The sequence below is a fragment of the Kosakonia sp. CFBP8986 genome, assembly GCF_034044935.1.
Taxonomy (GTDB): Bacteria; Pseudomonadota; Gammaproteobacteria; order Enterobacterales; family Enterobacteriaceae; genus Kosakonia; species Kosakonia cowanii.
Genome location: NZ_JAXCXB010000004.1, coordinates 361,312 through 384,220, shown reverse-complemented (window position 1 = coordinate 384,220; position 22,909 = coordinate 361,312). Strand labels below are relative to the sequence as shown.

Here is a 22,909-nt window from a genome sequence, read left to right as displayed (position 1 = left end):
CACTTTGTTATAAGTGGCTTAATTATATGATTTTAAACCTAAAATTTGGTGGCCCCTGTTGGGTTTGAACCAACGACCAAGCGATTATGAGTTCCTATAAGAACAATAGGAAATCAATAGTTTGCTTTATTTATCATTGACATAGATTGTCATTGTTTGCCAAAAAATCACGATTTTTTGCCTTCTACATCGCCATTCTATCGCCATTCAATGTAAATATGTGTGAAGCTGAACCAATGACCTTGAACTGACTATAGCTTCTCAAAATTTCACAGCCGTTGAAAAAAAGTTTTTGCAAAAAACTGGCAGCAAAAAAGCTCTATGTGCTCGAGTCTGTAATTAACATTGTCTAATTTATATCACATTTTTATAATACCACTCTATGATTTTTACGAGCTTGGAAATATGCTCTTCTGTTTTTTCATATGGTTGTGGTGCAATTGTATGTGCTATTGCGTTTCTGTCAGAATAAGCGGATTTAAGATCATCAATCATTGGTGGTGGAAGAATATATCCGTAAGATGGTAATAATAGTTTCGCTCTATTCATAAACGTTTCTGACTTGATTTTATTTTGCGCTGTCGATATATTTCCATGTTCCTTGAATAGAACTATTTCAAAAAAAGTACGCTCGACAGCAGAAATGGCAGATGTCAACGCTATTTCATGAAAGCCATCTTCTAAAAGTAATTTTGATTTATAGATGGCTTTGATAACATTTCTACATTCCCATGTGGCTGGAGCTATATCCCATGAACCAAGATGATTTCCCGGATCATAAAGTTTATCATCAAGCCATGTATATCGCTCGCCATGCTGAATTGAGCGGACTTGTAACATTGCATCAATGTTATGGTTAGCCGAGTTAATCCATACAAAAACAGAATTAATTAATTGATTATGACCAAAAGGCCAACCCGCAAAGCGAGGGCCAGTAATTGAATTAATAGCTTCCAGATATTTTGATACTAGCTTATCTCTGGATTCGTTATCAAATAGACCATGGAATATCCTGAAATCATTATCTGTTGCTTCGGTTCCGGCAAGGCTACTAAGTCGTTCATCTGGTAATGTGAATAATGCTGTTTTATCATAAACAATAACTCCAGGTAAATGATCCCAGAATGTCATGACATCAGTCTTGGATTTTTCCTTTTTAATGGCCGATACACCCCAACTATTATAAGGATCATGTGAACGATTCAGGTAGAAGTCTGAGGGGTAGTAGTGAATGTCACTCCCAAAATCTCCCTCACCATCAATGGCGAAACTATATGGGGAAAAATGGAATGACATCCCCAGAAAATGGCTACCACCAGGTCTACTTAACCAACAATCGGGAAAATCATCTGGAAAGGTTTCGTTTATGTTCCACATGGCATCAGGATGTTGCCATTTTCCTGAAATTGAGTCCCAACAAGTCATTGAATGATCCTTTATTGATTTATCACAGTTGCGTAGATGGTAAAGATGCCGTCAATTTAATTATTAATAATTCGCAATTTTTATATAACCAAAGCCATCACTGAAATGAAGTTGAGTAAGGAGGTGTTGTATGTTTCTAGGCGTTTTCAGTGTAATGTGGCTAGGGTTATCATTTAACATATCTTCTTGTCGTTCTAGATAATAATCATAATCCATCCTCCGGAGATAATTATAAAAATCAAATTGTTCAGCAAATTCTAAAAGAAAGGCTTGTATGTAGAGAGCAGTTACTCTTGTAGCGGAGATCAAAAGACTATATAAAACATGCCACATCTCGGCTGAACCGTAGTACTCAGGTATGAGATTTATAGGAATGGTTCCATGAGCGATGAAATTCCTGACATTTCGAACTATATGAAGGCCATGACACTTATGATTTTTTGGGTAAGTTTTTATAGTACTTATTTTAGGTTTGTATTCTTGTATATACTTATCAAATTTTATGAATAAATTTCCACAATAATGATGGAAGCCTTCAGGTAGATTATTATCATCTATTTTTTCAAATAAAAGAACGCTTTTCTTGCTTTCAGTGAATTCCCTTTTATTTTTTATCTCTTTTGAAGATGGTTTGTAATAAGTGCTGACGAAACGGTATGTTTCTTCTAGTGCGTTAGATACATATAGAAAACGAGTTAGCGCTGTAGAGTATTTACTATAATGTATTCGCTCAGCCTCATAGGTATCAGCAGCAGGTCTACACCATATCAAATCAGAACCGGCATATTTTTCAGGTTTAATTCTAACTTCATCCAGAAAGGATGACAGTTTAAGCCACTCAGCTATATTGGAGAAATTGTTGTATTTCCTTGAAGTAAAGTATTCACAAACAATAGATAATTCATAAAGGTGATCATCTAGTCTGCTAAGTTTTTCGCACTGGGAACACTTTTTCATTGTTTATCCTTAAATACATTTAAAGGATTAAGTTTTACCGCATCTTCTAAATGATCGGGGGCGAAGTGCGCATACCGCATAGTCATTTTTATGTCGGTATGGCCGAGCACGCGCTGCAAGACCAAAATATTACCACCATTCATCATAAAGTGGCTGGCAAAGGTGTGGCGCAAAACGTGAGTGAGTTGTCCTGCAGGCAGTTCGATGCCTGTTCTTTCTAGAGCAGACCGAAATGCGCCATAACAATCACTAAACAGCCGACTCTTTTTATCAACAAGAAGAGACTCGTACAGCTCTTCACTGATTGGGACGGTGCGGTTTTTTCTGCCTTTCGTGTTGGTGTATGTGATTTTGTATTTCGCGAGCTGACTTTTTCTCAGGCTCTCAGCCTCTGACCACCGTGCGCCAGTGGCCAGGCAAATTCTTACCACAGTTTCCAAGTCTGCGTGGTCATGCCGTTTGCACTCTCCGAGCAGTAGCGTAATCTGGTCGTGAGTTAGCCAGGCCATTTCCATTTCTTCTGTGCGGAAAGGGCGCATATTTTTTAGCGGATTTTCACCCTTCCATTCCCCGAGGCGGTTTAGCTCATTGAACACTGCGCGAAAGTAGGCCAGCTCAAGATTAAGCGTGCGGGGTGATACTTCTTTAACCCTGTTTGAGCGGGCATATTCACCCTTTAGCCTCTTTTCACGGTAGCGGGAAAACATCTGCGCATCGAAATCGCGTGCAAGAGGTTCGCCCATACACTCAAAAGCATGGTGCATAGCTAACTGGCGTTTAAGGCCGTCTTTCAGGGTAATGCCATGTGCGCTATACCATGAGTCAACCAGCTCTTTTAACGTGCGCCTGTCTTCCTTTTCTTCCTGCCACGGGTTTTGAACGGTGTACTGTTCAAATGCCAGCGCCTCACCTTTGGTGGCGAATTTCTTTCTTATACGTTTGCCTTTTGCACCGTTTGGATAAAGCTCGCAAATCCAGCCGCCAGCAGGATTTTTACGGACAGTCATCAATTAACCTCGCTGTATACACCCACCACTCGACCAATCATTTTGATGTCATCAATTCCGCATTCAAAAGGCACTTTACCACCGGCTACATGTAATTTTTTGCCGGGCAATACAGTAATTTCCCTAAGGCTCAATGCACCTTCAATATCTACTAACCAAAGGCCATCAGACAAAGAGGATTCCTGCTCAATCACATAGGTGCTGTTATCACTTTTCACAGATGCACCCTTTTTCGGCTGCTTAGTGAAAAGCTGTTGGTCAAACGAAAGAGTACCAATATTGGTTAGCTCCCCTTCACTTAATTCGAACAAAGGAAGCTCCGTTGAGTGTTGAGGCTCTTTAGCAGATGAGTTTTTTTCTCCCTCACCAGTCATTAGCCATTTAAGGCTTACGCCTGTTTCAAGCGCGCAATGCACCGCAAAGTCGTACGACATGTTGCCCCGCGTATAGCGGTTCTGTAAGGAACTGGCTGCGATTTTGAAGTGATTAGCGAGTTGAATTTTTTGAGTAAAACCATAAACCTCGCAGATTCTGTTTAGTAACGCTTCGTTATTAAAATTGGTCTCAATCATTAAAATTAGCATTCCTATGTTGCGAGATACTAAAATTAATATTAGTATCGCTATGAACGGTAGCAGTGAGTGGCAAACGTCGGCAAAAACTATGCACTCATTGTCTGAATGTTATCAATTTAGGAATCATGCAATATGGCTTCTGAAATCGCAATCATCAAAATCCCCGCACCTATCGTTACTCTCCAGCAGTTTGCGGAGTTAGAGGGTGTTTCTGAGCGCACCGCGTATCGCTGGACAACTGGCGACAACCCATGCGTACCAATCGAACAGCGTGTTATCCGCAAAGGCTGCAAAAAAGCCGGTGGCCCGATTCGTATCTACTACGCACGCTGGAAAGAAGAACAAATGCGTAAAGCGTTGGGTCATTCCCGTTTTCAGCTCGTCATTGGCGCTTAATTCACTTTAAGTGAATTATAAGGATGAGACATGTTTGATTTTCAGGTTTCCAAACATCCCCATTATGACGAAGCGTGCCGGGCTTTTTCACAGCGTCACAACATGGCGAAGCTGGCCGAGCGTGCAGATATGAACGTTCAAACGTTACGTAACAAGCTTAACCCGGAACAACCTCACCAGTTCACGCCGCCTGAATTGTGGCTACTGACTGACCTGACCGAAGACTCAACCCTCGTTGATGGTTTTCTTGCGCAGATTCATTGCCTGCCATGCGTGCCGGTTAATGAGCTGGCTAAAGACAAATTGCAGTCTTATGTAATGCGCGCAATGCGTGAACTCGGAGAACTGGCGAGCGGTGCAGTATCTGATGAACGTCTGACCTCTGCCCGTAAGCACAACATGATTGAAAGCGTTAATGCTGGTATTCGCATGTTGTCGTTGTCGGCGCTGGCGCTGCATGCGCGTCTGCAGACTAATCCCGCTATGTCGAGCGTGGTCGATACCATGAGCGGTATTGGCGCATCCTTCGGGCTGATTTGAGGTGCGTATGCTGAAAAGTGAACCGTCATTCGCGTCTCTGCTCGTTAAGCAAAGCCCCGGCATGCACTACGGCCACGGCTGGATCGCAGCAGGTAAGGACGGCAAGCGTTGGCACCCGAGCCGCTCACAGACTGATTTACTGGCTGGCCTCTCTACTCAAAAGCAGGGGGAATCATGGCTATCGAAGCTGTTTCCGCGACTGTTCCGCTAAAAGCGGGAGAACGTCTGGCCGGTCTCAATCATGTGGCTGAATTGCGCGCGAGATATTGGGGCGATAGCTGGAAAGAGGTTGAGCGTTTTGTCGATGATATGCGCGATAAACGTGACCCACAATTTGAAGAAAATAATCGGGCGCTGGCTGCTATTTTCTTTCTGGCAAAAATACCGGCGGCTCGTCATGAGCTCGAATTAAGTGAGCTGACTACTGACCAGAAAAAGGCGCTTATTACAGCGATGAATCATTTTCGTGTAGTGGTGAGTTTATTTCCCAAACGGCTAACCATGCCGAATTAATCCAAACAGAAATTCAATGGCGTAAACCCGCCGGGCTTCTTATTGCCCGAAATCAGGAGAGTTAATTATGCGTAATACCGAAATCCGTAGTTTTAACACTGATAGTGATGCGCTGGGCGTATTGCTGACCGAGGCAAAAAAAGAAGAGCGCAAAGACCGTGCGCTCGCAGTTTCAATCCGCCTTGAGGCGCTGGCGATTCATATCACCAAAGAGGGTATGAGCGGTACCGAAGCTGCCGAACTACTGCGCCGTGAAGCCACCCGATTTGAGAACGAATCAAAGGAGCTGCACTAATGGCCGACGCAATGGATTTAGCACAACTGCGCGAGCAGGAAGACCGCGAACGCCACATCAGCAACGCGCGTAGCCGTACCCCTTCGCCTCCCCGTTTTCTCTGTGAAGAATGTGACGCGCCAATTCCGGAAGCGCGCCGTATTGCTATTCCGGGCGTGGCCTTTTGCGTGACCTGTCAGGAGGTCACGGAGCTGAAATCTAAACATTATTGGGGGGGATAAATGAGCCAGGCAACGCAGGTCATTGCAGTCTCTGATATTTCGGCAAAAGTCAGGGAAATAGAAACTGCTTATCGCAATTATCTCGATGTTTTCCGTATACCAGAAGACCACAGAATTGTAGTTAATTATTCAGCGGGCAAAGATAGCACTGCAACACTGGCCGTGGCGAATGCGCTGTTTGGTCGTCGCGTACAGGCTGTGATGGCCGATACTGACAATGAGCATGAGCTGACGATTGATTTCGCCAGGACTATCCATGAGCAGATTGGATGTCACCCGGTTCAGATTGTGAAGCGCAACTACAGCGAGGCAGATTTTGCTCGCCGACGTGCCTATATGAAAAAGAACTGGTCGAAGAAGCAGGCTATCCGCATGGGTGCTTACCGGGGTGTCATTATGCCTTCACTGGCCCGGGCAGATACCCCATTTGGTCGGGTATGGCAGAAGACGGCTAAGCGCTGGGGTATCAACTTTGAAACTGCTTTAGATGCTGCCTTGTCAGTGATGCATCCGAGCGGAAACAGTTTCCTCGATACGGCTCTTCTACATGGCAAATTCCCGATGCTCCGTGACCGGTTCTGCACCGACGAGCTCAAGATACAGATTGCCTATGATGCGGCAATTCGTCCGATGCTGGATGAAGGGGAGGTTGTGGTTCAGTGGTCAGGCGTCCGTAGTGATGAGTCATCCAAACGTGCCGGTTATGACCGCTTCGCAGTCGATATGCGCGATGAAGGTTGTCTCTACAACTTCCTGCCAATTCATCAGTGGACGGCTGCGGATGTATTTGCCCTGCATAGATATTTGGGTATTAAGCCAAATCCACTGTATTTGCAGGGGGCTTCTCGTGTCGGTTGCATGAACTGCGTGCTTTGCAACAAAGAGGAAATTTCAGAAACCGCTACCCGCTGGCCGGAGCATATTGAAAAACATCACCAGTGGGAGATGAAGGTTCGCCTGGCTTCCCGCTGGGTGCACTGGATGAGTACCGGTACGGTGAGTCAAGCATGGGTCAACTCAATAATCGGTTCCCGCGAGATAACAAACCGACGTGGCGAAACAGTGAAAGTCAGGCGTCTTCTGGGGGACGTGCCGCGTCTTTATGGTCTTGATACGGAAGTTCAGCATCTCGACTGGTCCGGGTTTTATGGGCCGCGTGGCGGAATGGGTGCACCGTCGGTACCCGAGGTTGTGGAATGGGCCAAGACAGGTCGGGGCGGCAAAGTCTATGACCTTGTTAAGGCAAGCCTCAATACTGCCACCTGCTCATCACGATATGGCCTGTGCGAATGAGCGATGTCTTCTTTGCTTACCCGTGGAATGCTCCCCGGTCGGCAATCGCCAGCCCCTATCTGACCTATGACCAACAGCATCGCCGCGATCGTATGTTCGCGGCTTTGCTGCGTGCGAGAAAGGTGCTTTCTCTCCAGCCTGAGTGCGTGCGTTTTGATGTATATCGCACAGCTGCGGTGCTGGAGCAAAATCAGGATAGTCAACGAGCCAATGCCTTTTTAATCAGCTTCTGCAAAAAGGCATTGCCACGTCTTGAACTGGTCGCAAAAAAATACGAGTGTGCAGGTATCAATAGCAATGTATCAGCCGCTGTTTTCGGTGGCCATTTTGATACCGAGCTTTTGCAATATCTGGCATCACGCATGGTCAATATAGTCGCCAGATTTAACCGCCTTCCGGATATGTCGCGGGCCGATATTGACCTGCTGGCCGCTGATATCGCAAATTTCATTCGCGCTGAACTGGCTGACATTGATGACAGCGGATTTAGCGAGCTTAAAACGCTGTACACCTGGTACATGCGCGCCGGTTTTATTTCCCTGCAATTCAACGCTACCCCGCCGCATTGGGAGCGGGTGACAAAGAAATACGTTGGTGAGGACGAAATCGCCCCAGCTATCACCCGCATGTTTAATGAGGTTTGGTGGCGCGGCCGCTTGCGGCGCATTGCTGCTGCATGGCGCGAACATCTGCAGATTGCAGTCGGCAACGTCAGCAAAAAACGACACACATACGCGAGTAAAAACTGCGTGACCGACTGGCGCGAGCAGAAGCGCCGCACGCGTGAATTTCTCAAGGGGCTTGATCTCGAAGACGAAGATGGCAACCGCATTAGTCTGATTGAAAAATATGACGGTTCGGTCGCTAACCCCGCAATACGCCGCTGCGAGCTGATGACTCGCATCCGTGGGTTTGAAAATATCTGCCATGAGCTCGGTTATGTCGGGGAGTTTTATACCCTGACCACGCCGTCTAAATATCACGCCACAACTAAAGCAGGCTACCGTAACAGCAAATGGAACGGAGCCAGTCCATCGGACACGCAGAGTTATCTCACCGGACTTTGGGCGCGCATTCGTGCCAAGTTACATCGGGAAGAAATCCGCATTTTCGGCATACGTGTTGCCGAGCCTCATCACGACGGGACGCCCCACTGGCACATGCTTATGTTCATGCTGCCAGAAGACGTCGAGCGTGTGCGTCTCATCATTCGCGATTATGCGTGGGAGGAAGACCGTCACGAACTGAGAAGCGACAAAGCCAAAAAGGCACGCTTCCATTCCGAGGCCATTGACCCGCAAAAGGGCAGCGCTACAGGTTATGTTGCTAAATATATTTCTAAAAATATTGACGGCTATGCTCTCGATGGCGAAACCGATGACGAAAGCGGTGAGCTCCTGAAAGATTCAGCTCCCGCCGTTTCTGCATGGGCGGCACGTTGGCACATCCGTCAGTTTCAGTTTATCGGCGGTGCGCCGGTGACGGTCTACCGTGAGTTACGTCGTCTCGCTGATACCGAGACCGCGCACGGCCTTAGCGTTGAGTTTGCTGCTGTTCATGATGCTGCCGACGCTGGTGACTGGGCTGGTTACGTTAATGCGCAAGGTGGTCCGTTTGTCCGTCGTGATGATTTACAGGTACGCACGCTGTATGAGCCGCGCCCGGAGTTTAACCAGTATGGCGAGGAAACTGTCTGCATCCGTGGCGTGTACGATTCCACTGTCGGTGCTGGTACTCCGATTTTAACCCGGCTGACTCAATGGAAAATTGTGCCGAAGCGTGCCGTTGATTTGGCCGTTGACTTTAAGGGCGCTCCTGCGCCCTCTCGGAGTTCTGTCAATAACTGTACGGGAAGCGAATGCGAGTCCCCAGAACTGAATTTATCAAAACCACTTAGCCGACGAGAAAGACGAGAGCTGACGAACCGGCTCAGGGGTAAAAAACCGGCTAGGCGGCGCGATTTTGTGAACGGAACGGAAGAGCAAAGCGAAGCGATAGCTAGAACAATAGATAAAGTTCAGATGAATACCGGCGTTATGATTAGCCGAGGCGAAGCTCTGCATTTGATGGTTGGTGGAAAGAGTCGGTTTAACGATAAATGGGTTAGTGGCTCATCCACTGGGGAAGTCTTTAGGGCTACGCCATCTCACGAACATAACTCCAGAAAAATACTCGGTCGTGTTGCTCGATTGGCTTCAGCTACTAAGTTAAGCGCTTAACTAAATCGCTTCATTTCATGTACATACGTTAGCGGAACTGCCAAATTTTTTCTTCCCATTTTTTAGAACAATATGATACTGTTTATTTATACAGTATCTCGAATGGGAGGGCGCGTGGATAGAGAGCTGAGCAAGAATATCATGCTTGAGAGGGTGGAACTGATTGCACGTCTGACAACAGAGGGTGTTTGTCAGGAAAGAGATCGTGAAATTGCATTGAATTTAATAGCTGAACTGGCGCAAGAGAACTTGTTGAAAAGTGACTCTTATTCTGTGGTTGTTTCAGGCAGGCCGTGTAAACAACGATTAAAAAGAGAAAATGAAGTGAGAATACACATCACGTTGGATAAAACACAAAACATGGGGGCAGCAGCTGGTTGAGGCCTTCGATAGCGAGCTTAATCGCAGAGTTAAAAACACATTTCCTTTCTCTCAAGTCACGGTCAAAAAAGACTCAATGACCGGGGTCGAAATTGTGGGTTTCCCTGACGACTCAGGCGGGGAGCGCCTGGTTTGGATCACCAAAGAAGTGTGGGAAGGTGAGAGCTGGCATTAAATAGCAAATCCCGCTGATTCGAAAACTGGCTTTTCGCATCGGCGGGTTTGAACAACGTGATTAATCAATCAGCTGCAAAAAATTGCTCGCTTTGACATTTATCATTTACGGCACGAATTATTTAGATATAGGATTAGCTCAGGCTGACAGGAACATGAATTTATAAGTCATTAATTATTATCTAATTTGTGAATATTTAAAGGTGTAATGATGTCAAAATTCGATGAGCTGTGCGTGGCATACAAAAACTTTAGGTCTGAATATTCATCTGTAAGGGAGGATGCAATTAATTTTTCAAGCTGGCTAGTTGCACAATATCTATCATATTTGGGGATAGACAGCAGCTCACCCGTATTCAGGCTGATACCTTTAGTGGGTGAGGAAAAGGTCAATTCAACATACAGTCCTTTCGGCGCAACACATCTTGGCGATGATGGCTACTGGTGTATGGGGATTAGGCTTACAATATACGAGCAGAAAAATATGCACCCTCAACTCCCTTTGCAAATCGGGATCAAGTTCCTTCGCAAAGTTGATGGTTCTCATACTGTAGGTCTCTTGGGCTCGGACTCAACATTTAAGGTATCGCATGATGATGACGGGCGCGAATTGAATGTCTTCTTCGATTCGATACAAAAAGAAATCCAGAAAGTCCTTACAGCTCAGACGGATTTTTTGCATGGAAAAAATAATATAAAGAGCACCATCGGATTTATACAGCAACAAGTTGATGATGATCTTAAAGCAGAAAGTAGCGGGAATAATGAGTTTTAGCTGGCCTTTTTGGGGCCAGCTTTTCACTTTTAGTGTCAAAGATAGCTGCGCATGAATCAGGTGCATTAGATTGCATGCGATTAGGATATTTATTAATGGCATGTAGCCCCAGTGCTGGCGTGGGTCGGCTCTTCTGTTGCACCTGCATGAAAAGAGACACACCAAGCGGGCAGGCGAGGCGGGGAAAGCACTGCGCGCCGCGGGCATAAATAAATTATTTACTCACAGCATCCGTGCTGCGCTGAGACGAAGGTAGGGGGTGTAGGTTTGTGTTGGTGTCAACTAAGCAGAGTGTTATTAAATGCGCGTTAGTCTTACGCGATGCAGGTCAGCATTGAGCGAGTAGATGGCATTTCGACATTGAACCTGAGTGTAATAACATGTGGTTGGAAGCAGTGCGCCAATGCATGTACAGTACCTGTTTCTGTCTCCAGGGTATCATTACTATGACTTCTTCAGGCTCTCCTGATTTGAGCGACATCAAACAAAATGACTGGGTCGACCGCTGGTTCTCACCCGTACTGAGACCCTATCTCAGACTGGCTCGCGTCGATCGCCCTGTAGGTATATGGCTAGTCTTATTCCCGTGTATGGCAGCCCTGTTTCAGGCTTCGAACGGATGGCCTGCAGTAAAAGAAACGCTTATTTTCTGTCTGGGCGCTTTTCTGATGAGAAGCGCCGGTTCTACAGTCAATGACATTGCAGATCGTAACTTCGATGCGCATGTGGAAAGGACGCGTTTCCGTCCTCTGGCAAGTGGACACATATCCACACGTAAAGCACTGTTTTTCTTTGTCTCACAGTTGTTATGTGCTGCATCATTGCTTTATTTCCTTTCGCCGTTTACCCGCATTTTAGCTTTAGCTGTCGTTCCGCTGGTTATCATTTATCCTTTCTGTAAGCGCTTTACCTACTGGCCCCAGGCTGTTCTCGGTGCTGCTTTCAACTGGGGCATGCTGATGGCATGGGCAGAAATTCAGGGGGAAATACCTTTTGGCGCAGTTTTAATCTGGCTGGGTGCGGTGGCATGGCAGATCGGATATGACACTGTTTATGCCTACGTTGATGCAAAAGATGATGTACGGATAGGCATTCGCTCGACTGCACTGCTGTTTGGTCAGCATGGAAAGGGTATCATTATGTCTTTCTACGCCGCTACCGTTCTGCTGTGGACATATGGCGGCTATCTAATTGAAATGAAAACTCCTTATATCCTCGTCATGGGGCTGATCGCGGTGCATCTGTTCTGGCAGACGTGGCGGCTTGATTTAAAACAGCCTTCCCTGAGCTTCAATCTTTTCCTTCATAACATCTTTACTGGTGTTTTACTTGCGGTTGCTGCAATCGCGGGCACAATCTGAAAACATAACTCAGCAGGCCAGGCTGGAGTCATCTTTGGTGGTTTAAGTCTGTGCCTGTTCCTGATCGTCATACTGATTATTCAGGCGTGAGAGCGTCAGGCGAGAGGTGCGTTCACGTCTGATGCGGAGCCATGAAAAAGCCGCCCGTAGGCGGCTGAGGTGGATTATTCGTTGTCGCCGTCGAGGCTGTATTTCTGGAACCTGACGATCTCCTCGCCTGCCCACTCGTTAAGCTCCATAAAACGCGACTGCAACGGAATCAGCTCGTTACGCACAAACACCTTTGCCACTTTCTCAACATCCCCGACAGAGCCCGCATTTTCAGGCTTGCAGCCCATCAGCTGAAACGGGATGCGGTGGGCATCGAGCAGGTCGGCCGCACTCACCTTTTTGATATTGAAAAAATCGTCTTTCGTGGCGACCTCGCTCAGCGGCACAATTTTAATGCCGTCGGCCTTTCCGTTCGGCGCGTAGAAAAACAGGTTCTTAAAATTGCCGAGCCCTTTCGAATCACGCATGGCCTTGCGGAGCGCTTCAACGTCCGTACTGCTTTGCGCTGCGTCGGTCACGTACATGATGTAACCGGCGTGCGCGCCGTTCTGGTAATACTTGCGACGAAACAAGGTCGCGCTCTCGTTGAGCCAGGCCGAGTTAAGCGCGCTCAGATATTCCGGCACACCGTAAAGCTCCTGATTAATATCCGGCTCAAGCAGATGAAACATCGAACCCGGCGCAAACTGATGTGGCTTTGTGAAGTTCTGAATATACCAGTAGGTGTCCTGTTCGACGCCGCGCCGGGTGTATTTAGCCGGGGAGGTTTCATACTTCACCGGCTTACCTGTGACGCTCAGACGCTCCTCAATAAACGCATTCCCGAACACCATGTAATCGAGCGCGAAGCGACTGAAATCCTGTCGGGAAAGACGCGGGTGCGGGATATAGGTCGACACCAGAATATTACGCTTCACGTAAATCGGCGAGCTGTGGTGAACGGCGGCGCGCATGCTTTTCGCCAGCCCGGAGAAGCTGACCGGCGGCTCGTACCACTGACCGTTATCGATGCACTCCACATAATCCAGAATATCACGCTTATCGAGCACCGGCACCGGTTCGCCGAAGGTAAATGCCTCCATACTCTGCGCAGGTGCGGCGGTGTTCTGGCGCGGTTTCGGTGTGTATTTCTTTTTATTTTTGCTCATCAGTTGAAGTCCAGAATGGAGGATGACGGCTGGCCGGTTGCGGCGGTCAGCGGTTCGTTAATCAGTACGTGCATGGTTGCCCAGGCTAAATCTGCGTGGCTGGCTTCCTCGGTGCGACTCGCCTCGTAGGTGGCGCTGCGTCCGCTGCTGGTCATGGTTTTACGAATGGACATAAACGACTGTGTGATGTCGGTTGCGCTGACGTCATATTCCAGGCAACCGCGCGTGATGGTGTCCTTGGCCTTGAGCACCATTGCGGTTTTCATTTCCGGGGTGTAGCGGATATCGCGCGCCGCCGGGTAGAACGAGCGCACAAGCTGGAACACGCCCTGACCGAGCCCGGTCGAGTCGATGCCGATGTATTCCACGTTATATTTCTGCGTCAGGGCGCGGATGGATTCGGCCTGGGTGGCAAAGTCCATGCCTTTCCACTGGTGGCGCTCCAGTATACGGAACTTGCCTCCGGCGACCACCGGCGGCGCGATAACCACGCATCCGGCACTGTCGCCCCGGTGCGACGGGTCGTAACCAATCCACACCACGCGATGCCCGAATGGCCGGTCGGCAAACGGCGCGTAGTCCTCCCACTCCTCCATGCTGTCGACCATGCAGCGTTGCAGCTCCTCGAACGGGAACACCGAGGCCTTGTCGTCGACAAACTCACACATAAACAGATTGCGGAAGTCGTCCGCGCTGTTTTCCCGGCGCAGCGTGTCCAGGTCAAACAGGGTACAGCCCCCGGCGAGTGCGTCCTCGATGGTCACAATCTGCCGCCACTGACCATCTGCACACGCCACACCGTGCGCGAGTGCGGCGTGACTGATATCAATCTCGACCCGCTCGCTGGCGCTGGCGCGCCCGCGGTTAAACAGGTCGCCTGACCAGAACGGGTAGGCACCGTGACCGAGTGAGGACGGTGTCGAAAAATAGGTCGTGCGCAGGTGTTTTTGTGACGCCATGCCCGAGGCAACTTTGCGTAATTTCTGGAAGTTGGGTATCCAGAAAATCTCGTCGACATACAGGTCGCCGTTATGACTCTGCGCGGTGTTGCTGTTGGTGCCGAGGAAAAGCAGCTCTGCGCCGTTATTGCCGATGACAATCGGGTCGCCGCTCAGGTCAACGTCAACCAGCCTCGCAAACGCGATGATGTATTTGCGGAACACATACGCCTGTGTTTTCGATGCCGATAAAAATATCTGGTTCTGACCGGTCGCAAGGGCGCGCAGCAGCGCCTCGCGGGCAAAATAAAATGTCGCGCCAATCTGGCGGGATTTCAGGATATGGCGAATACGGTGCTCAAGCCCCGCCTTGTGCCAGTTGAGCTGATACTCAAATGACTGGTCGAAAAAAATCTCCTGTAATTTCTCTATCGCCTCCTCGCTGAAATAGTTCTTTTTCGGCTTCTTACGCTCACCCCTGTTGCGGTTCGCCACCCTGGGATTGAGATCTGCCTCGTTGCCGGTCTGGCCGTAACGGTTGATGCGGGCGAAGCGCTCCAGCTGGCGCGCCAGAAAATCAGCAACCTTGAAATCATGCGCAGTGAGGTCGGGCTTGGCGTAGAGCTGAATCAGGCGCGCCTCGAGCGTGTTCCCCACCCGGTCTAGCGGGGCGGTCTCGTCCCATCCGTCGCGCTGTTTCCAGCTCTGCACCGTCGGGCGTTTGGTCTGCAACATTTCCGCGATTTGCGGCACGGAAAACCCCTGCCAGTAAAGCAGCGCGGCCTGCCGTCGCGGGTCGTTTAAGATTGTGGTGTCGGTGGTGATGGTCATGCGTGCCTCGCCGTAATCAGTTCAGGGCAAGGCTACTGAAGCGCGGGCAGCGATTCGCTACGGGGCTGATGTGCAGGCGGCAAGCCATCTGTGACTGATGGCGAACCAGCGGACGAGCCGGGAAACTACACCCCGACAAAACGCAATCCTTCACACAATCAGGACTCCTGACGATGGCAAAAAAAGTATCAAAATTCTTTCGTATCGGCGTCGAGGGCGACACATGCGACGGGCGTGTAATCAGCGCGACGGATATTCAGGAAATGGCCGATTCATTCGACCCGCGCGTCTACGGTTGCCGCATCAACCTTGAGCATCTGCGCGGGCTTCTGCCGGATGGCGCGTTTGCCCGTTACGGCGATGTGATCGAGCTGAAAGCGGAGACAATCGAGGACGACTCCGCGCTTAACGGCAAGCTGGCGCTCTACGGCAAAATCGCGCCACTCGATACCCTGGTCGATATGGTGACGAAAGGCCAGAAGGTTTACACCTCCATGGAAATTCAGCCGAACTTTGCCAACAGCGGCAAGTGCTATCTGGTCGGCCTGGCCGTCACTGATGACCCGGCAAGCCTCGGCACCGAGTATCTGGAGTTCTGCAGCAAGGCGAAACACAACCCGCTACAGCGATTCAAGATGAGTCCGGAGAATCTCTTCTCTGTCGCCTCCCTGGCCGAGCTGGAGTTTGAGGACGTGCCCGACACCCTCCTTAACAAACTGACCGACTCGGTTAAATCCATTTTCAGCCGCAAACAGACCTGCGACGACGCGCGTTTCAGCGACGTGCATGAAGCGGTTACCACCATCGCCGAGCGTGTGCAGACCAGCACCGACAGCGCAGAGACGCGCTTTTCATCTCTCGAAAGCGAAATCGCCACGCTGAATCAGCGCCTGACTGACCAGGCAACCACAACCGGCGCGAAGCTCAGTGCGATCACCGCCACCCTGGACAAAACCCCGGATGGGACGCAGCCGCGCCGTACGCTCAGCACCGGCGGCGAAGGGGCATCCGTCACCCTGACCGACTGCTAATCCGACCAATTTCACAACAGGAAAATACCATGCGTAAAGAGACACGTTTCAAGTTTAACCAGTACCTGACCCGCCTCGCCGAGCTGAACGGCATCGGGGTTGAAGACCTGAATAAAAAATTCAGCGTTGAGCCGTCAGTAACGCAGACGCTGTTTGAAAAAATCCAGCAGTCGTCCTCCTTTCTGCAACAGATCAACATGGTGGTGGTGCGCGAGCTGACCGAAGAAAAAGTCGGCATTGATGTTAACGGCACCATTGCCAGCACCGCCGACACCGACAACGGTGTTAAGCGCCAGACCGCCGATTTTTCGAAGATGGACGCCTATCGCTATTTCTGTAAGCCGGTGAACTTCGATTACCACCTGAAATATAACAAGCTCGATTTGTGGGCGCGCTTTCAGGACTTCCAGACCCGCATCCGCGACGCGATCGTCAAACGTCAGGCGCTGGATTACATCACCATCGGCTTTAACGGCGTGAGCCGGGCGGCAACCTCTGACCGCCAGAAGAATCCGCTTCTTCAGGATGTGGCGGTCGGCTGGTTGCAGAAATACCGCAACGACGCGCCAGACCGCGTGATGAGCAGCGTCACCGATGAAACCGGTAAGGTGATTTCCCCGACCATCAAAGTTGGCAAAGCCGGTCATTACAAAAATCTCGACGCGCTGGTTATGGATGCGCATGAGTCGCTGATTGCTGAAATCCACCGTGAAAACCCGGATATGGTCGTGATTTGTGGTCGCCGTATTCTGACCGACAAATATTTCCCGATGATCAACAAATTCCAGCCCAACAGCGAGCAGCTCGCCGGTGAGCTGATTATCGGCCAGAAGACTATCGGCCAGTTGCAGGCCGTACGCGCGCCGTTCTTCCCGGCGAACAGCATTTTCATTACCACGCTGGATAACATTTCCATCTATCTCTACGAGGACGGTCACCGCCGCCACCTCATTGAAAACCCGCAGCTCGACCAGGTGGAAAACTACGAGCAGGTCAAAGTCGATTTCGTGATTGAGGATTACGAAGCCGGGTGCCTGATTGAGAACATCGAAGTTCTCGAGCCGGAAGAGAGCCACACCCCGGAAGCGGACGCGGCGAAAGTTTTCGCGCAGGAGCTGGCTCTTGCCATGAAAGCACTGACATCCGGTGACGCCACTGCCGCCCCTGCAACCGGTGAAGGAGCGTAAACCGTGACGACCCCTGCGCAGCGCCATGCGATGCGGGTCTCGGCCATCCAGGCTGCGCAGCGGGATAACGCCCCGCTGCGTCATGCCACGCCTTACGAGCAGATGCTCGTCAAACTGGCCGCAGACCGCAGAACGCTCAAAGAAATCCACTCGAAAGAGACCAAGGCAGAGAAAAAGCGCCAATTGCTGCCGTCTTACCTGCCGTGGGTAACCGCCGTGCTGGAGAACGGCACCGGCGCGCAGGATGACATTCTGGTGACGGTGATGCTGTGGCGTCTCGATGCCGGTGATCTCCCCGGCGCGCTGGAAATCGCCCGCTACGCCCTGCGCTATAGCCTCTCGATGCCGGAAAAACACGCCCGCACCGTGCCTTACATGCTGGCCGAAGAGGTGGCGCTCGCCGCACTGCGTGCCCGCGATGCCGGTCAGCCGGTGAGCGCGGCGATCCTGCTGGAGACCCTCAGCCTGACGGCGCAGTCGGATATGCCTGATGAGGTACGCGCCCGCCTGCATAAAGTCACCGGCCTGACGCTGCGTGATGCGGGTCAGCTTCATGACGCGATGACCCATTTGCAGCGCGCCGTACAGCTCGACCGCAATGCCGGAGTGAGGAAAGACATTGAGCGGCTCACGCGGGAATTAAATCCGAAGCCCGCCGCCGCAAAGCCCGCGCCGAAAGCGCCCGCGAAAGCTGCACAAGCAAAAAAAACAACGACACCGGTGAAACGGGGGCGGGGTCGCCCGCGCAAGGTCACCGGTTAAAAGAATGCGCCCCGCGCCAGGGCGGCACGCCGGTCAATGAGGGATTTTCCCTTCTGCGACCGGCGTCCACCGCCCACCCTTTCTGAGGTAGTCATGACGACGCTGATTATTAAAAACGATGTACCGCAGCCGGGCAGGACGGTTGTTATCCCGCCGAACACGGACAGCGAGCCGGTGATTGAAAACACCTTTTTCTTTCCAGCCATCGACCCGAAGCGCGTGCGCGAACTGATGCGCCTTGAGCAGACCATCGCCCCGGCACGGCTGCGCAATGCCATCAAAACCGGCATCGCCGAGACCAACGCGGAGCTTTACGACTGGCGCGAAAACCAGATTAAGGCCGGGTTTGCCCGCCTCGCGGATGTGCCGTCGGACTCGCTAGACGGTGAAAGCGTGCGTGTTTTCCATTACGAGCGCGCCGTGTGTGCGATGGCAACCGCCACGCTGTACGAGCGTTATCGCGGTGTGGATGCGAGCGCCCGTGGTGACAAGAAAGCCGACAGCATCGACACCACGGTCGATGAGCTGTGGCGGGACATGCGCTGGTCAGTGGCACGCATCCAGGACAAACCCCGCTGCATCGTGGGGCAGATCTGATGAAAGCCATCGCGCACCAGGGCGACACGCTCGATGTTATCTGCGCCCGGTATTACGGGCGCACGGCGGGAATCGTCGAAACCGTCCTCGCGGTTAATCCGGGTCTGGCAGAGCTCGGGGCTGTGCTGCCGCACGGCACACCCGTCGAGTTGCCGGACATTCACACTTCATCTGTCGCGGAGGCCGTCAACCTGTGGGACTGAATATGGAACGCATCACCTCTTTTATCGCCTACTGGCTGAGTGCCGCACTGGCGGCGTTTGGCGCGGTCACCCCGCAGGATTTCGCGGCTTACGCCGGTGTGATCGGCGTGGCGCTGACGGTGGGCGTCAACTGGTATTACCGCCGGAAAAGTTATGCCCTTCTGGCTCAGCTCGGACAACGCCCCCTCAGCGGTAAGGAGATCGGTAATGTCATCAGTCGTTAAGCGTTGCAGTGTGGCCGCCGTGCTGTTACTGGCGGTACTGGTGCCGGATTTTCGTCTGCTTCACACCTCGCAGGACGGTCTCGCCCTGCTGGCTGACCTTGAGGGGTGTCGCCTGCGTCCCTACCAGTGCAGCGCCGGGATGTGGACGTCAGGCATCGGACACACTGCCGGGGTCACGCCCGCGCGTGACATTACCGAACGGGAGGCGGCGACAAACCTTGTCGCGGATGTGCTCGGCACCGAGCGCCGTCTCGCGGTCTGTGCGCCGGTTGAGATGCCTCAGCACGTTTATGACGCTGTGGTCAGCTTTGCCTTTAACGTCGGCACCGGCGCGGCGTGCCGGTCAACACTGGTGTATTTCCTCAACGAAAAAAAATGGAAACAGGCATGTGACCAGCTCCCGCGCTGGGTCTATGTCAGGGGCGTGAAAATCACCGGGCTCGAAAACCGGCGACAGCGCGAGCGCGAATACTGCCTGAAGGGGGCGCAATGAAAACACTGATTATTTTGCTGGTTCTGGCTGTGACCGGGTTGCTGTGGATACGCCAGGAAAACAACACGCTGCGCGGGTCGTTCGAGCGCGCAAACCGGGTTGCCGGTGAGCAAAAAAACACGATCGGGATGCTGAAAATTCAGCTCAGTGTCGCCCGTGACCGGGCGGACAAAAACGAACGGGCGCAGGTGGATTTGCGCCAGAAGCTTGACGCTGCCAGCGTGCGGGAAGCCCGCCGCGAGCAGACCATAACGAGGTTACTCAATGAAAATGACGCCTTTCGCCGCTGGTACAGCGCTGACCTGCCTGATGCTGTGCGCCGGTTGCACCACCGCGCCGCCTGCGCCAGTGCCGGTGACTGTTTACAACGCCTGCCCGAAAGTCAGCCTCTGCCCGATGCCGGGAAGTGATCCGCAGACCAACGGCGACTTAAGCGCTGATATACGCAACCTTGAGCGCGCGCTGGAAAACTGCGCGCTCCAGGTCGAAACCATCAAACACTGTCAGGACGATATTGATGCTGAAACCCGAGAGCCTGCGAAAAGCCCTGGCTGATGCCGTGCCGGTGCTGGCAACAAACCCGGAAATGCTGCGCCTGTATGTGGATGGCGGTAATATCGCCGCCACGCTGGCGAGCTCGTTATCCTTCGAAAAGCAGTACAGCCTGAATGTGGTGGTGACCGATTTTGCCGGCGATTTTGACCTGATCCTCGTCCCGGTGCTGGCGTGGCTGCGCGAGCATCAACCGGATATTCTCAGCACCGACACCGGGCAGAAAAAGGGCTTTACCTTTGAGGCAGATATCAACAACGACAGCAGTTTCGATATCAGCATCAGCCTGTTAATGACCGAGCGCACGCTGGTCAGGGAGGTGGGCGCAGCGCTGCATGTGGAGAACATCCCCGAACCGCCGCCACCGGAGCCGGTGACACGCCCGGTCGAGCTTTATGTGCACGGCGAGCTGGTGAGTAAGTGGGATGAGTGAATTTAAGCCGTTCGAGGAGAAGCTGAAAGGCCTGCTCGATGCGATGTCACCCGCCGCTCGTCGCCGTCTGGCTGTGGATATTGCGAAGAGGCTGCGCCAGAGTCAGCAGCAGCGCATTAAATCGCAGAAAGCACCCGACGGTACGGCGTATGCTCCGCGCAAACCCCAGCGCATCAGAGAAAAAAAAGGACGGGTGAAGCGGCAAATGTTCGCAAAGCTGCGAACCGCCCGCTACATGAAAGCCAGTGGTAATGACAGCGCTGCGGTGGTGGAATTTAACGGGAAGGTACAGCGTATCGCGCGGGTGCATCAGTATGGCTTGAAAGATAAACTTGGCTCTAATAGCACTATGGTGGAGTATCCTGAGCGTGAATTACTAGGATACTCCGATAGTGATATTTCTTTAATAAAAGATATTCTAACTAAACACTTTTATCTACGGGATTGACCTTAAGTTGTTTCTCTTTTATCGATTAGCATCTTCTTTGAATTGGCAGAGAATATTGTTGGTTCTGAAATACTGAGCGTAAGATACACACCCAAGAAAAACAACAAAAAGAATAATCACAAGCAATGAAAATAAAACTATTGCTCCCGTGTTATTGCTTTCGATTGCATTATTCAGTTCGTCATGAGCGTCTGCATCATCTGTAGTAATGAAACGGCAGGATGATTTTATTATTGAGGGTGAGTCTATGGGCAACTGTCTGCACTCTCGTTTGGTGATGTAGCTTTTAAGTTTTGGATTGTATATCTTATTTTTAGATACAAGGACTTGGTTGTCGCCTTCACTGAAAATTGCGTAACCGTATTTGTTTCCTTGAAGGGTTGAGGCAATATTGAACGACACGATGAACATAGCCAAAAGAAACAATGTTAACGGGAGTAATTCAATTTTGCTTCTTTTGTATTTCCCTATTGCAGGGCTGAAAGATAGAAATCGAAAATCTTTCTTTGTGAGTACGTTTTGAGTTATGGCGAGCTGCACTAACTCCGCATCTTGCTTTGTCTCAACATTTATACCATGAAAAAGACGTAGGAGTTGGAGGTCAAACAATTCGGTATCGAGCTTGCTTAGTTTTGCATTTGTTATTTTTATTTTTAATGGTGTTAGGATTATTTTAAACATAACACCTATTCCTCCTGAAAATAAAATATACAGAAATACACTCACGCCAATCATTTTATTTGAGCTTTCGATTATTGTATCCAGTGAGTTAAACATGGTAGCTCCTTTTTGACAGTGTTAGCCCATACCTCATCATTTTTACAAAGAGGTTGGTTAGTGGCTCAGCCAATGCCTTTGCTTTGATCGCCGATTAATAAAATAACATCATCATGTCCATGAACATACCAGCAAACATCAATGAACTTGCCCGCGTACTCCGCAACATGGTACGCACCGGCATTGTGGTCGAAACCGATCTCATTACCGGGCGCTGCCGTGTGCAGACCGGCGGCATCGTTACCGACTGGCTCCAGTGGCTGACGCAGCGCGCCGGTCGCGCCCGCACATGGTGGGCACCGTCCATCGGCGAGCAGGTGCTTATTCTGGCCGTGGGCGGCGAGCTCGATACCGCCTTTGTGCTGCCGGGCATTTTTTCCGACGGCAACCCCGCCCCGTCTGCCTCAGCAGATGCGTGGCATGTTGCATTCCCCGATGGCGCGGTAATTGAGTACGAACCCAAAACCAGCGCCCTGACCGTCAGCGGCATCAAAACCGCCACGGTAACCGCCTCTGAATCCCTTACCGCGACGGTGCCTGTGGTGACCGTTAAAGCGTCCTCGCGCATCACGCTCGATACGCCGGAAGTGGTCTGCACCAACAAGATGATCACCGGCTCGCTGGAAGTGCAGCTGGGCGGCACCCTGCGCGGCAACATCGAGCACACCGGCGGCGCGCTCTCCTCTAACGGTAAGGTACTGCACACCCATAAACACCCCGGCGACAGCGGCGGAACAACCGGAGCGCCACTATGACCGCGCGTTATATCGGTATTAGCCGCAGCACCGGCAGGGCGCTGACGGATGCGGAACACATCAGCCAGAGCCTCAGCGATATCCTGCGCACGCCTGTAGGCTCGCGGGTGATGCGCCGTGATTACGGCTCGCTGTTGTCCTCCCTGATTGACCAGCCCCAGACCCCGGCGCTTGAGCTGCAAATTAAGGTGGCCTGCTATTTTGCCGTGCTGAAGTGGGAGCCGCGTATCACGCTAAGCGCGGTGACGACCGAGCGTCATTTTGATGGCCGTATGGTGGTCAGCCTGACCGGCGAGATTGCCACCACCGGCGAACCCCTTTCGTTAACCATCCCTGTGAGCTAACCC

The 22,909-nt window shown here is 51.1% G+C and carries 30 protein-coding genes and 1 pseudogene; 24 read left to right on the top strand and 7 right to left on the bottom strand.

The window, feature by feature from the left end:
• Positions 1-354: 354 nt before the first annotated feature.
• From SOM48_RS11400 to SOM48_RS11385, 4 genes are all read right to left on the bottom strand, one after another.
• Positions 355-1,425 carry a hypothetical protein gene (locus SOM48_RS11400; RefSeq protein WP_320511969.1) on the bottom strand — a complete coding sequence of 357 codons (1,071 nt, stop codon included), beginning with the start codon at positions 1,423-1,425 and terminating at the stop codon, positions 355-357.
• 63 nt (positions 1,426-1,488) lie between these two features.
• A complete protein-coding gene (locus SOM48_RS11395) occupies positions 1,489-2,382 on the bottom strand; it encodes a hypothetical protein (protein ID WP_320511968.1) in 894 nt (297 codons plus the stop codon).
• On the bottom strand, positions 2,379-3,389 hold the full coding sequence (locus tag SOM48_RS11390) for a phage integrase (RefSeq protein ID WP_320511967.1): 1,011 nt from the start codon (positions 3,387-3,389) through the stop codon (positions 2,379-2,381). Before SOM48_RS11390 ends, SOM48_RS11395 begins: the two co-directional genes overlap by 4 nt.
• Positions 3,389-3,961 (bottom strand): phage repressor protein CI, encoded by a 573-nt coding sequence (locus tag SOM48_RS11385; RefSeq protein WP_320511966.1) that lies wholly within the window; start codon positions 3,959-3,961, stop codon positions 3,389-3,391. Before SOM48_RS11385 ends, SOM48_RS11390 begins: the two co-directional genes overlap by 1 nt.
• Before the next feature lie 135 nt (positions 3,962-4,096).
• Here SOM48_RS11385 and SOM48_RS11380 point away from each other — a divergent pair, with 135 nt between their 5' ends.
• From SOM48_RS11380 to ubiA, 11 genes and pseudogenes are all read left to right on the top strand, one after another.
• Entirely contained in the window at positions 4,097-4,360 is a 264-nt protein-coding gene (locus tag SOM48_RS11380) for a hypothetical protein (protein ID WP_210694451.1), read from the top strand.
• A 30-nt stretch (positions 4,361-4,390) separates the two neighbouring features.
• Positions 4,391-4,900, top strand: a complete 510-nt coding sequence (locus SOM48_RS11375) for a phage regulatory CII family protein (RefSeq protein ID WP_320511965.1) — start codon at positions 4,391-4,393, stop codon at positions 4,898-4,900.
• A gap of 7 nt (positions 4,901-4,907) precedes the next feature.
• Positions 4,908-5,111, top strand: a complete 204-nt coding sequence (locus SOM48_RS11370) for a phage filamentation protein Fil family protein (protein ID WP_320511964.1) — start codon at positions 4,908-4,910, stop codon at positions 5,109-5,111.
• Positions 5,075-5,413, top strand: coding sequence for a DUF5347 domain-containing protein (locus SOM48_RS11365; RefSeq protein WP_320511963.1), 339 nt, complete (start codon positions 5,075-5,077; stop codon positions 5,411-5,413). Before SOM48_RS11370 ends, SOM48_RS11365 begins: the two co-directional genes overlap by 37 nt.
• Positions 5,414-5,480: 67 nt before the next feature.
• On the top strand, positions 5,481-5,708 hold the full coding sequence (locus SOM48_RS11360) for a DUF2732 domain-containing protein (RefSeq protein WP_320511962.1): 228 nt from the start codon (positions 5,481-5,483) through the stop codon (positions 5,706-5,708).
• Positions 5,708-5,929 (top strand): TraR/DksA family transcriptional regulator, encoded by a 222-nt coding sequence (locus tag SOM48_RS11355; protein WP_320511961.1) that lies wholly within the window; start codon positions 5,708-5,710, stop codon positions 5,927-5,929. Before SOM48_RS11360 ends, SOM48_RS11355 begins: the two co-directional genes overlap by 1 nt.
• The gene (locus tag SOM48_RS11350; RefSeq protein ID WP_320511960.1) at positions 5,930-7,222 is read left to right on the top strand and encodes a phosphoadenosine phosphosulfate reductase family protein; all 1,293 of its coding nucleotides are present in this window, start codon (positions 5,930-5,932) and stop codon (positions 7,220-7,222) included.
• On the top strand, positions 7,219-9,441 hold the full coding sequence (locus SOM48_RS11345; RefSeq protein WP_320511959.1) for a replication endonuclease: 2,223 nt from the start codon (positions 7,219-7,221) through the stop codon (positions 9,439-9,441). The genes SOM48_RS11350 and SOM48_RS11345 overlap by 4 nt, the downstream gene beginning before the upstream one ends.
• Before the next feature lie 72 nt (positions 9,442-9,513).
• Positions 9,514-9,997: pseudogene (locus SOM48_RS11340) on the top strand (DinI-like family protein).
• 234 nt (positions 9,998-10,231) lie between these two features.
• Complete coding sequence (locus tag SOM48_RS11335) at positions 10,232-10,771, top strand: hypothetical protein (protein WP_320511958.1); 540 nt, start codon at positions 10,232-10,234, stop codon at positions 10,769-10,771.
• 446 nt (positions 10,772-11,217) lie between these two features.
• A complete protein-coding gene (gene ubiA, locus SOM48_RS11330; RefSeq protein WP_320511957.1) occupies positions 11,218-12,132 on the top strand; it encodes a 4-hydroxybenzoate octaprenyltransferase in 915 nt (304 codons plus the stop codon).
• 164 nt (positions 12,133-12,296) lie between these two features.
• Here ubiA and SOM48_RS11325 read toward each other — a convergent pair whose 3' ends face one another.
• Both SOM48_RS11325 and SOM48_RS11320 read right to left on the bottom strand, forming a co-directional pair.
• Positions 12,297-13,331: a phage portal protein gene (locus SOM48_RS11325; protein WP_320511956.1), complete on the bottom strand. Its 1,035-nt coding sequence runs from the start codon at positions 13,329-13,331 to the stop codon at positions 12,297-12,299.
• Complete coding sequence (locus SOM48_RS11320) at positions 13,331-15,100, bottom strand: terminase ATPase subunit family protein (protein ID WP_320511955.1); 1,770 nt, start codon at positions 15,098-15,100, stop codon at positions 13,331-13,333. Before SOM48_RS11320 ends, SOM48_RS11325 begins: the two co-directional genes overlap by 1 nt.
• A 173-nt stretch (positions 15,101-15,273) precedes the next feature.
• On the opposite strand from SOM48_RS11320, the gene SOM48_RS11315 reads away from it, so the two are divergent.
• The 11 genes from SOM48_RS11315 (at position 15,274) to SOM48_RS11265 (ending at position 21,030) form a co-directional block, all read left to right on the top strand.
• Positions 15,274-16,131 (top strand): GPO family capsid scaffolding protein, encoded by an 858-nt coding sequence (locus SOM48_RS11315; protein WP_320511954.1) that lies wholly within the window; start codon positions 15,274-15,276, stop codon positions 16,129-16,131.
• 29 nt (positions 16,132-16,160) lie between these two features.
• Positions 16,161-17,318: a phage major capsid protein, P2 family gene (locus SOM48_RS11310; protein ID WP_320511953.1), complete on the top strand. Its 1,158-nt coding sequence runs from the start codon at positions 16,161-16,163 to the stop codon at positions 17,316-17,318.
• A 3-nt stretch (positions 17,319-17,321) separates the two neighbouring features.
• On the top strand, positions 17,322-18,080 hold the full coding sequence (locus tag SOM48_RS11305) for a phage terminase small subunit (protein WP_320511952.1): 759 nt from the start codon (positions 17,322-17,324) through the stop codon (positions 18,078-18,080).
• A 93-nt stretch (positions 18,081-18,173) separates the two neighbouring features.
• Complete coding sequence (locus SOM48_RS11300) at positions 18,174-18,677, top strand: head completion/stabilization protein (protein WP_320511951.1); 504 nt, start codon at positions 18,174-18,176, stop codon at positions 18,675-18,677.
• Complete coding sequence (locus SOM48_RS11295) at positions 18,677-18,880, top strand: tail protein X (protein ID WP_320511950.1); 204 nt, start codon at positions 18,677-18,679, stop codon at positions 18,878-18,880. Before SOM48_RS11300 ends, SOM48_RS11295 begins: the two co-directional genes overlap by 1 nt.
• Positions 18,871-19,104, top strand: coding sequence for an HP1 family phage holin (locus SOM48_RS11290; RefSeq protein WP_042715536.1), 234 nt, complete (start codon positions 18,871-18,873; stop codon positions 19,102-19,104). Before SOM48_RS11295 ends, SOM48_RS11290 begins: the two co-directional genes overlap by 10 nt.
• Complete coding sequence (locus SOM48_RS11285) at positions 19,088-19,597, top strand: lysozyme (RefSeq protein ID WP_320511949.1); 510 nt, start codon at positions 19,088-19,090, stop codon at positions 19,595-19,597. Before SOM48_RS11290 ends, SOM48_RS11285 begins: the two co-directional genes overlap by 17 nt.
• Entirely contained in the window at positions 19,594-20,007 is a 414-nt protein-coding gene (lysB, locus tag SOM48_RS11280; RefSeq protein WP_320511948.1) for an Rz-like lysis system protein LysB, read from the top strand. Before SOM48_RS11285 ends, lysB begins: the two co-directional genes overlap by 4 nt.
• Positions 19,907-20,152, top strand: coding sequence for an Rz1-like lysis system protein LysC (gene lysC / locus SOM48_RS11275; RefSeq protein ID WP_234467196.1), 246 nt, complete (start codon positions 19,907-19,909; stop codon positions 20,150-20,152). Before lysB ends, lysC begins: the two co-directional genes overlap by 101 nt.
• Positions 20,115-20,582 carry a phage tail protein gene (locus SOM48_RS11270; protein ID WP_320511947.1) on the top strand — a complete coding sequence of 156 codons (468 nt, stop codon included), beginning with the start codon at positions 20,115-20,117 and terminating at the stop codon, positions 20,580-20,582. Before lysC ends, SOM48_RS11270 begins: the two co-directional genes overlap by 38 nt.
• Positions 20,575-21,030: a phage virion morphogenesis protein gene (locus SOM48_RS11265; RefSeq protein ID WP_320511946.1), complete on the top strand. Its 456-nt coding sequence runs from the start codon at positions 20,575-20,577 to the stop codon at positions 21,028-21,030. The genes SOM48_RS11270 and SOM48_RS11265 overlap by 8 nt, the downstream gene beginning before the upstream one ends.
• 18 nt (positions 21,031-21,048) lie before the next feature.
• Here the strand turns inward: SOM48_RS11265 and SOM48_RS11260 are convergent, their stop codons facing one another.
• Positions 21,049-21,807, bottom strand: a complete 759-nt coding sequence (locus tag SOM48_RS11260) for a hypothetical protein (protein ID WP_320511945.1) — start codon at positions 21,805-21,807, stop codon at positions 21,049-21,051.
• A gap of 119 nt (positions 21,808-21,926) precedes the next feature.
• On the opposite strand from SOM48_RS11260, the gene SOM48_RS11255 reads away from it, so the two are divergent.
• Together SOM48_RS11255 and SOM48_RS11250 are read left to right on the top strand one after the other, a co-directional pair.
• On the top strand, positions 21,927-22,562 hold the full coding sequence (locus SOM48_RS11255; protein ID WP_320511944.1) for a phage baseplate assembly protein V: 636 nt from the start codon (positions 21,927-21,929) through the stop codon (positions 22,560-22,562).
• Entirely contained in the window at positions 22,559-22,906 is a 348-nt protein-coding gene (locus SOM48_RS11250) for a GPW/gp25 family protein (protein WP_320511943.1), read from the top strand. The genes SOM48_RS11255 and SOM48_RS11250 overlap by 4 nt, the downstream gene beginning before the upstream one ends.
• The last annotated feature ends 3 nt before the right edge of the window (positions 22,907-22,909 follow it).

Bases quoted from the DNA above. Each gene is read 5' to 3' on its own strand.
- SOM48_RS11400 (WP_320511969.1), bottom strand. From the start codon at position 1,425: ATGACTTGTTGGGACTCAATTTCAGGAAAATGGCAACATCCTGATGCC.
- SOM48_RS11395 (WP_320511968.1), bottom strand. From the start codon at position 2,382: ATGAAAAAGTGTTCCCAGTGCGAAAAACTTAGCAGACTAGATGATCAC.
- SOM48_RS11390 (WP_320511967.1), bottom strand. From the start codon at position 3,389: ATGACTGTCCGTAAAAATCCTGCTGGCGGCTGGATTTGCGAGCTTTAT.
- SOM48_RS11385 (WP_320511966.1), bottom strand. From the start codon at position 3,961: ATGATTGAGACCAATTTTAATAACGAAGCGTTACTAAACAGAATCTGC.
- SOM48_RS11380 (WP_210694451.1), top strand. From the start codon at position 4,097: ATGGCTTCTGAAATCGCAATCATCAAAATCCCCGCACCTATCGTTACT.
- SOM48_RS11375 (WP_320511965.1), top strand. From the start codon at position 4,391: ATGTTTGATTTTCAGGTTTCCAAACATCCCCATTATGACGAAGCGTGC.
- SOM48_RS11370 (WP_320511964.1), top strand. From the start codon at position 4,908: ATGCTGAAAAGTGAACCGTCATTCGCGTCTCTGCTCGTTAAGCAAAGC.
- SOM48_RS11365 (WP_320511963.1), top strand. From the start codon at position 5,075: ATGGCTATCGAAGCTGTTTCCGCGACTGTTCCGCTAAAAGCGGGAGAA.
- SOM48_RS11360 (WP_320511962.1), top strand. From the start codon at position 5,481: ATGCGTAATACCGAAATCCGTAGTTTTAACACTGATAGTGATGCGCTG.
- SOM48_RS11355 (WP_320511961.1), top strand. From the start codon at position 5,708: ATGGCCGACGCAATGGATTTAGCACAACTGCGCGAGCAGGAAGACCGC.
- SOM48_RS11350 (WP_320511960.1), top strand. From the start codon at position 5,930: ATGAGCCAGGCAACGCAGGTCATTGCAGTCTCTGATATTTCGGCAAAA.
- SOM48_RS11345 (WP_320511959.1), top strand. From the start codon at position 7,219: ATGAGCGATGTCTTCTTTGCTTACCCGTGGAATGCTCCCCGGTCGGCA.
- ubiA (WP_320511957.1), top strand. From the start codon at position 11,218: ATGACTTCTTCAGGCTCTCCTGATTTGAGCGACATCAAACAAAATGAC.
- SOM48_RS11325 (WP_320511956.1), bottom strand. From the start codon at position 13,331: ATGAGCAAAAATAAAAAGAAATACACACCGAAACCGCGCCAGAACACC.
- SOM48_RS11320 (WP_320511955.1), bottom strand. From the start codon at position 15,100: ATGACCATCACCACCGACACCACAATCTTAAACGACCCGCGACGGCAG.
- SOM48_RS11315 (WP_320511954.1), top strand. From the start codon at position 15,274: ATGGCAAAAAAAGTATCAAAATTCTTTCGTATCGGCGTCGAGGGCGAC.
- SOM48_RS11310 (WP_320511953.1), top strand. From the start codon at position 16,161: ATGCGTAAAGAGACACGTTTCAAGTTTAACCAGTACCTGACCCGCCTC.
- SOM48_RS11300 (WP_320511951.1), top strand. From the start codon at position 18,174: ATGACGACGCTGATTATTAAAAACGATGTACCGCAGCCGGGCAGGACG.
- SOM48_RS11295 (WP_320511950.1), top strand. From the start codon at position 18,677: ATGAAAGCCATCGCGCACCAGGGCGACACGCTCGATGTTATCTGCGCC.
- SOM48_RS11285 (WP_320511949.1), top strand. From the start codon at position 19,088: ATGTCATCAGTCGTTAAGCGTTGCAGTGTGGCCGCCGTGCTGTTACTG.
- lysB (WP_320511948.1), top strand. From the start codon at position 19,594: ATGAAAACACTGATTATTTTGCTGGTTCTGGCTGTGACCGGGTTGCTG.
- lysC (WP_234467196.1), top strand. From the start codon at position 19,907: ATGCTGTGCGCCGGTTGCACCACCGCGCCGCCTGCGCCAGTGCCGGTG.
- SOM48_RS11270 (WP_320511947.1), top strand. From the start codon at position 20,115: ATGCTGAAACCCGAGAGCCTGCGAAAAGCCCTGGCTGATGCCGTGCCG.
- SOM48_RS11265 (WP_320511946.1), top strand. From the start codon at position 20,575: ATGAGTGAATTTAAGCCGTTCGAGGAGAAGCTGAAAGGCCTGCTCGAT.
- SOM48_RS11260 (WP_320511945.1), bottom strand. From the start codon at position 21,807: ATGTTTAACTCACTGGATACAATAATCGAAAGCTCAAATAAAATGATT.
- SOM48_RS11255 (WP_320511944.1), top strand. From the start codon at position 21,927: ATGAACATACCAGCAAACATCAATGAACTTGCCCGCGTACTCCGCAAC.
- SOM48_RS11250 (WP_320511943.1), top strand. From the start codon at position 22,559: ATGACCGCGCGTTATATCGGTATTAGCCGCAGCACCGGCAGGGCGCTG.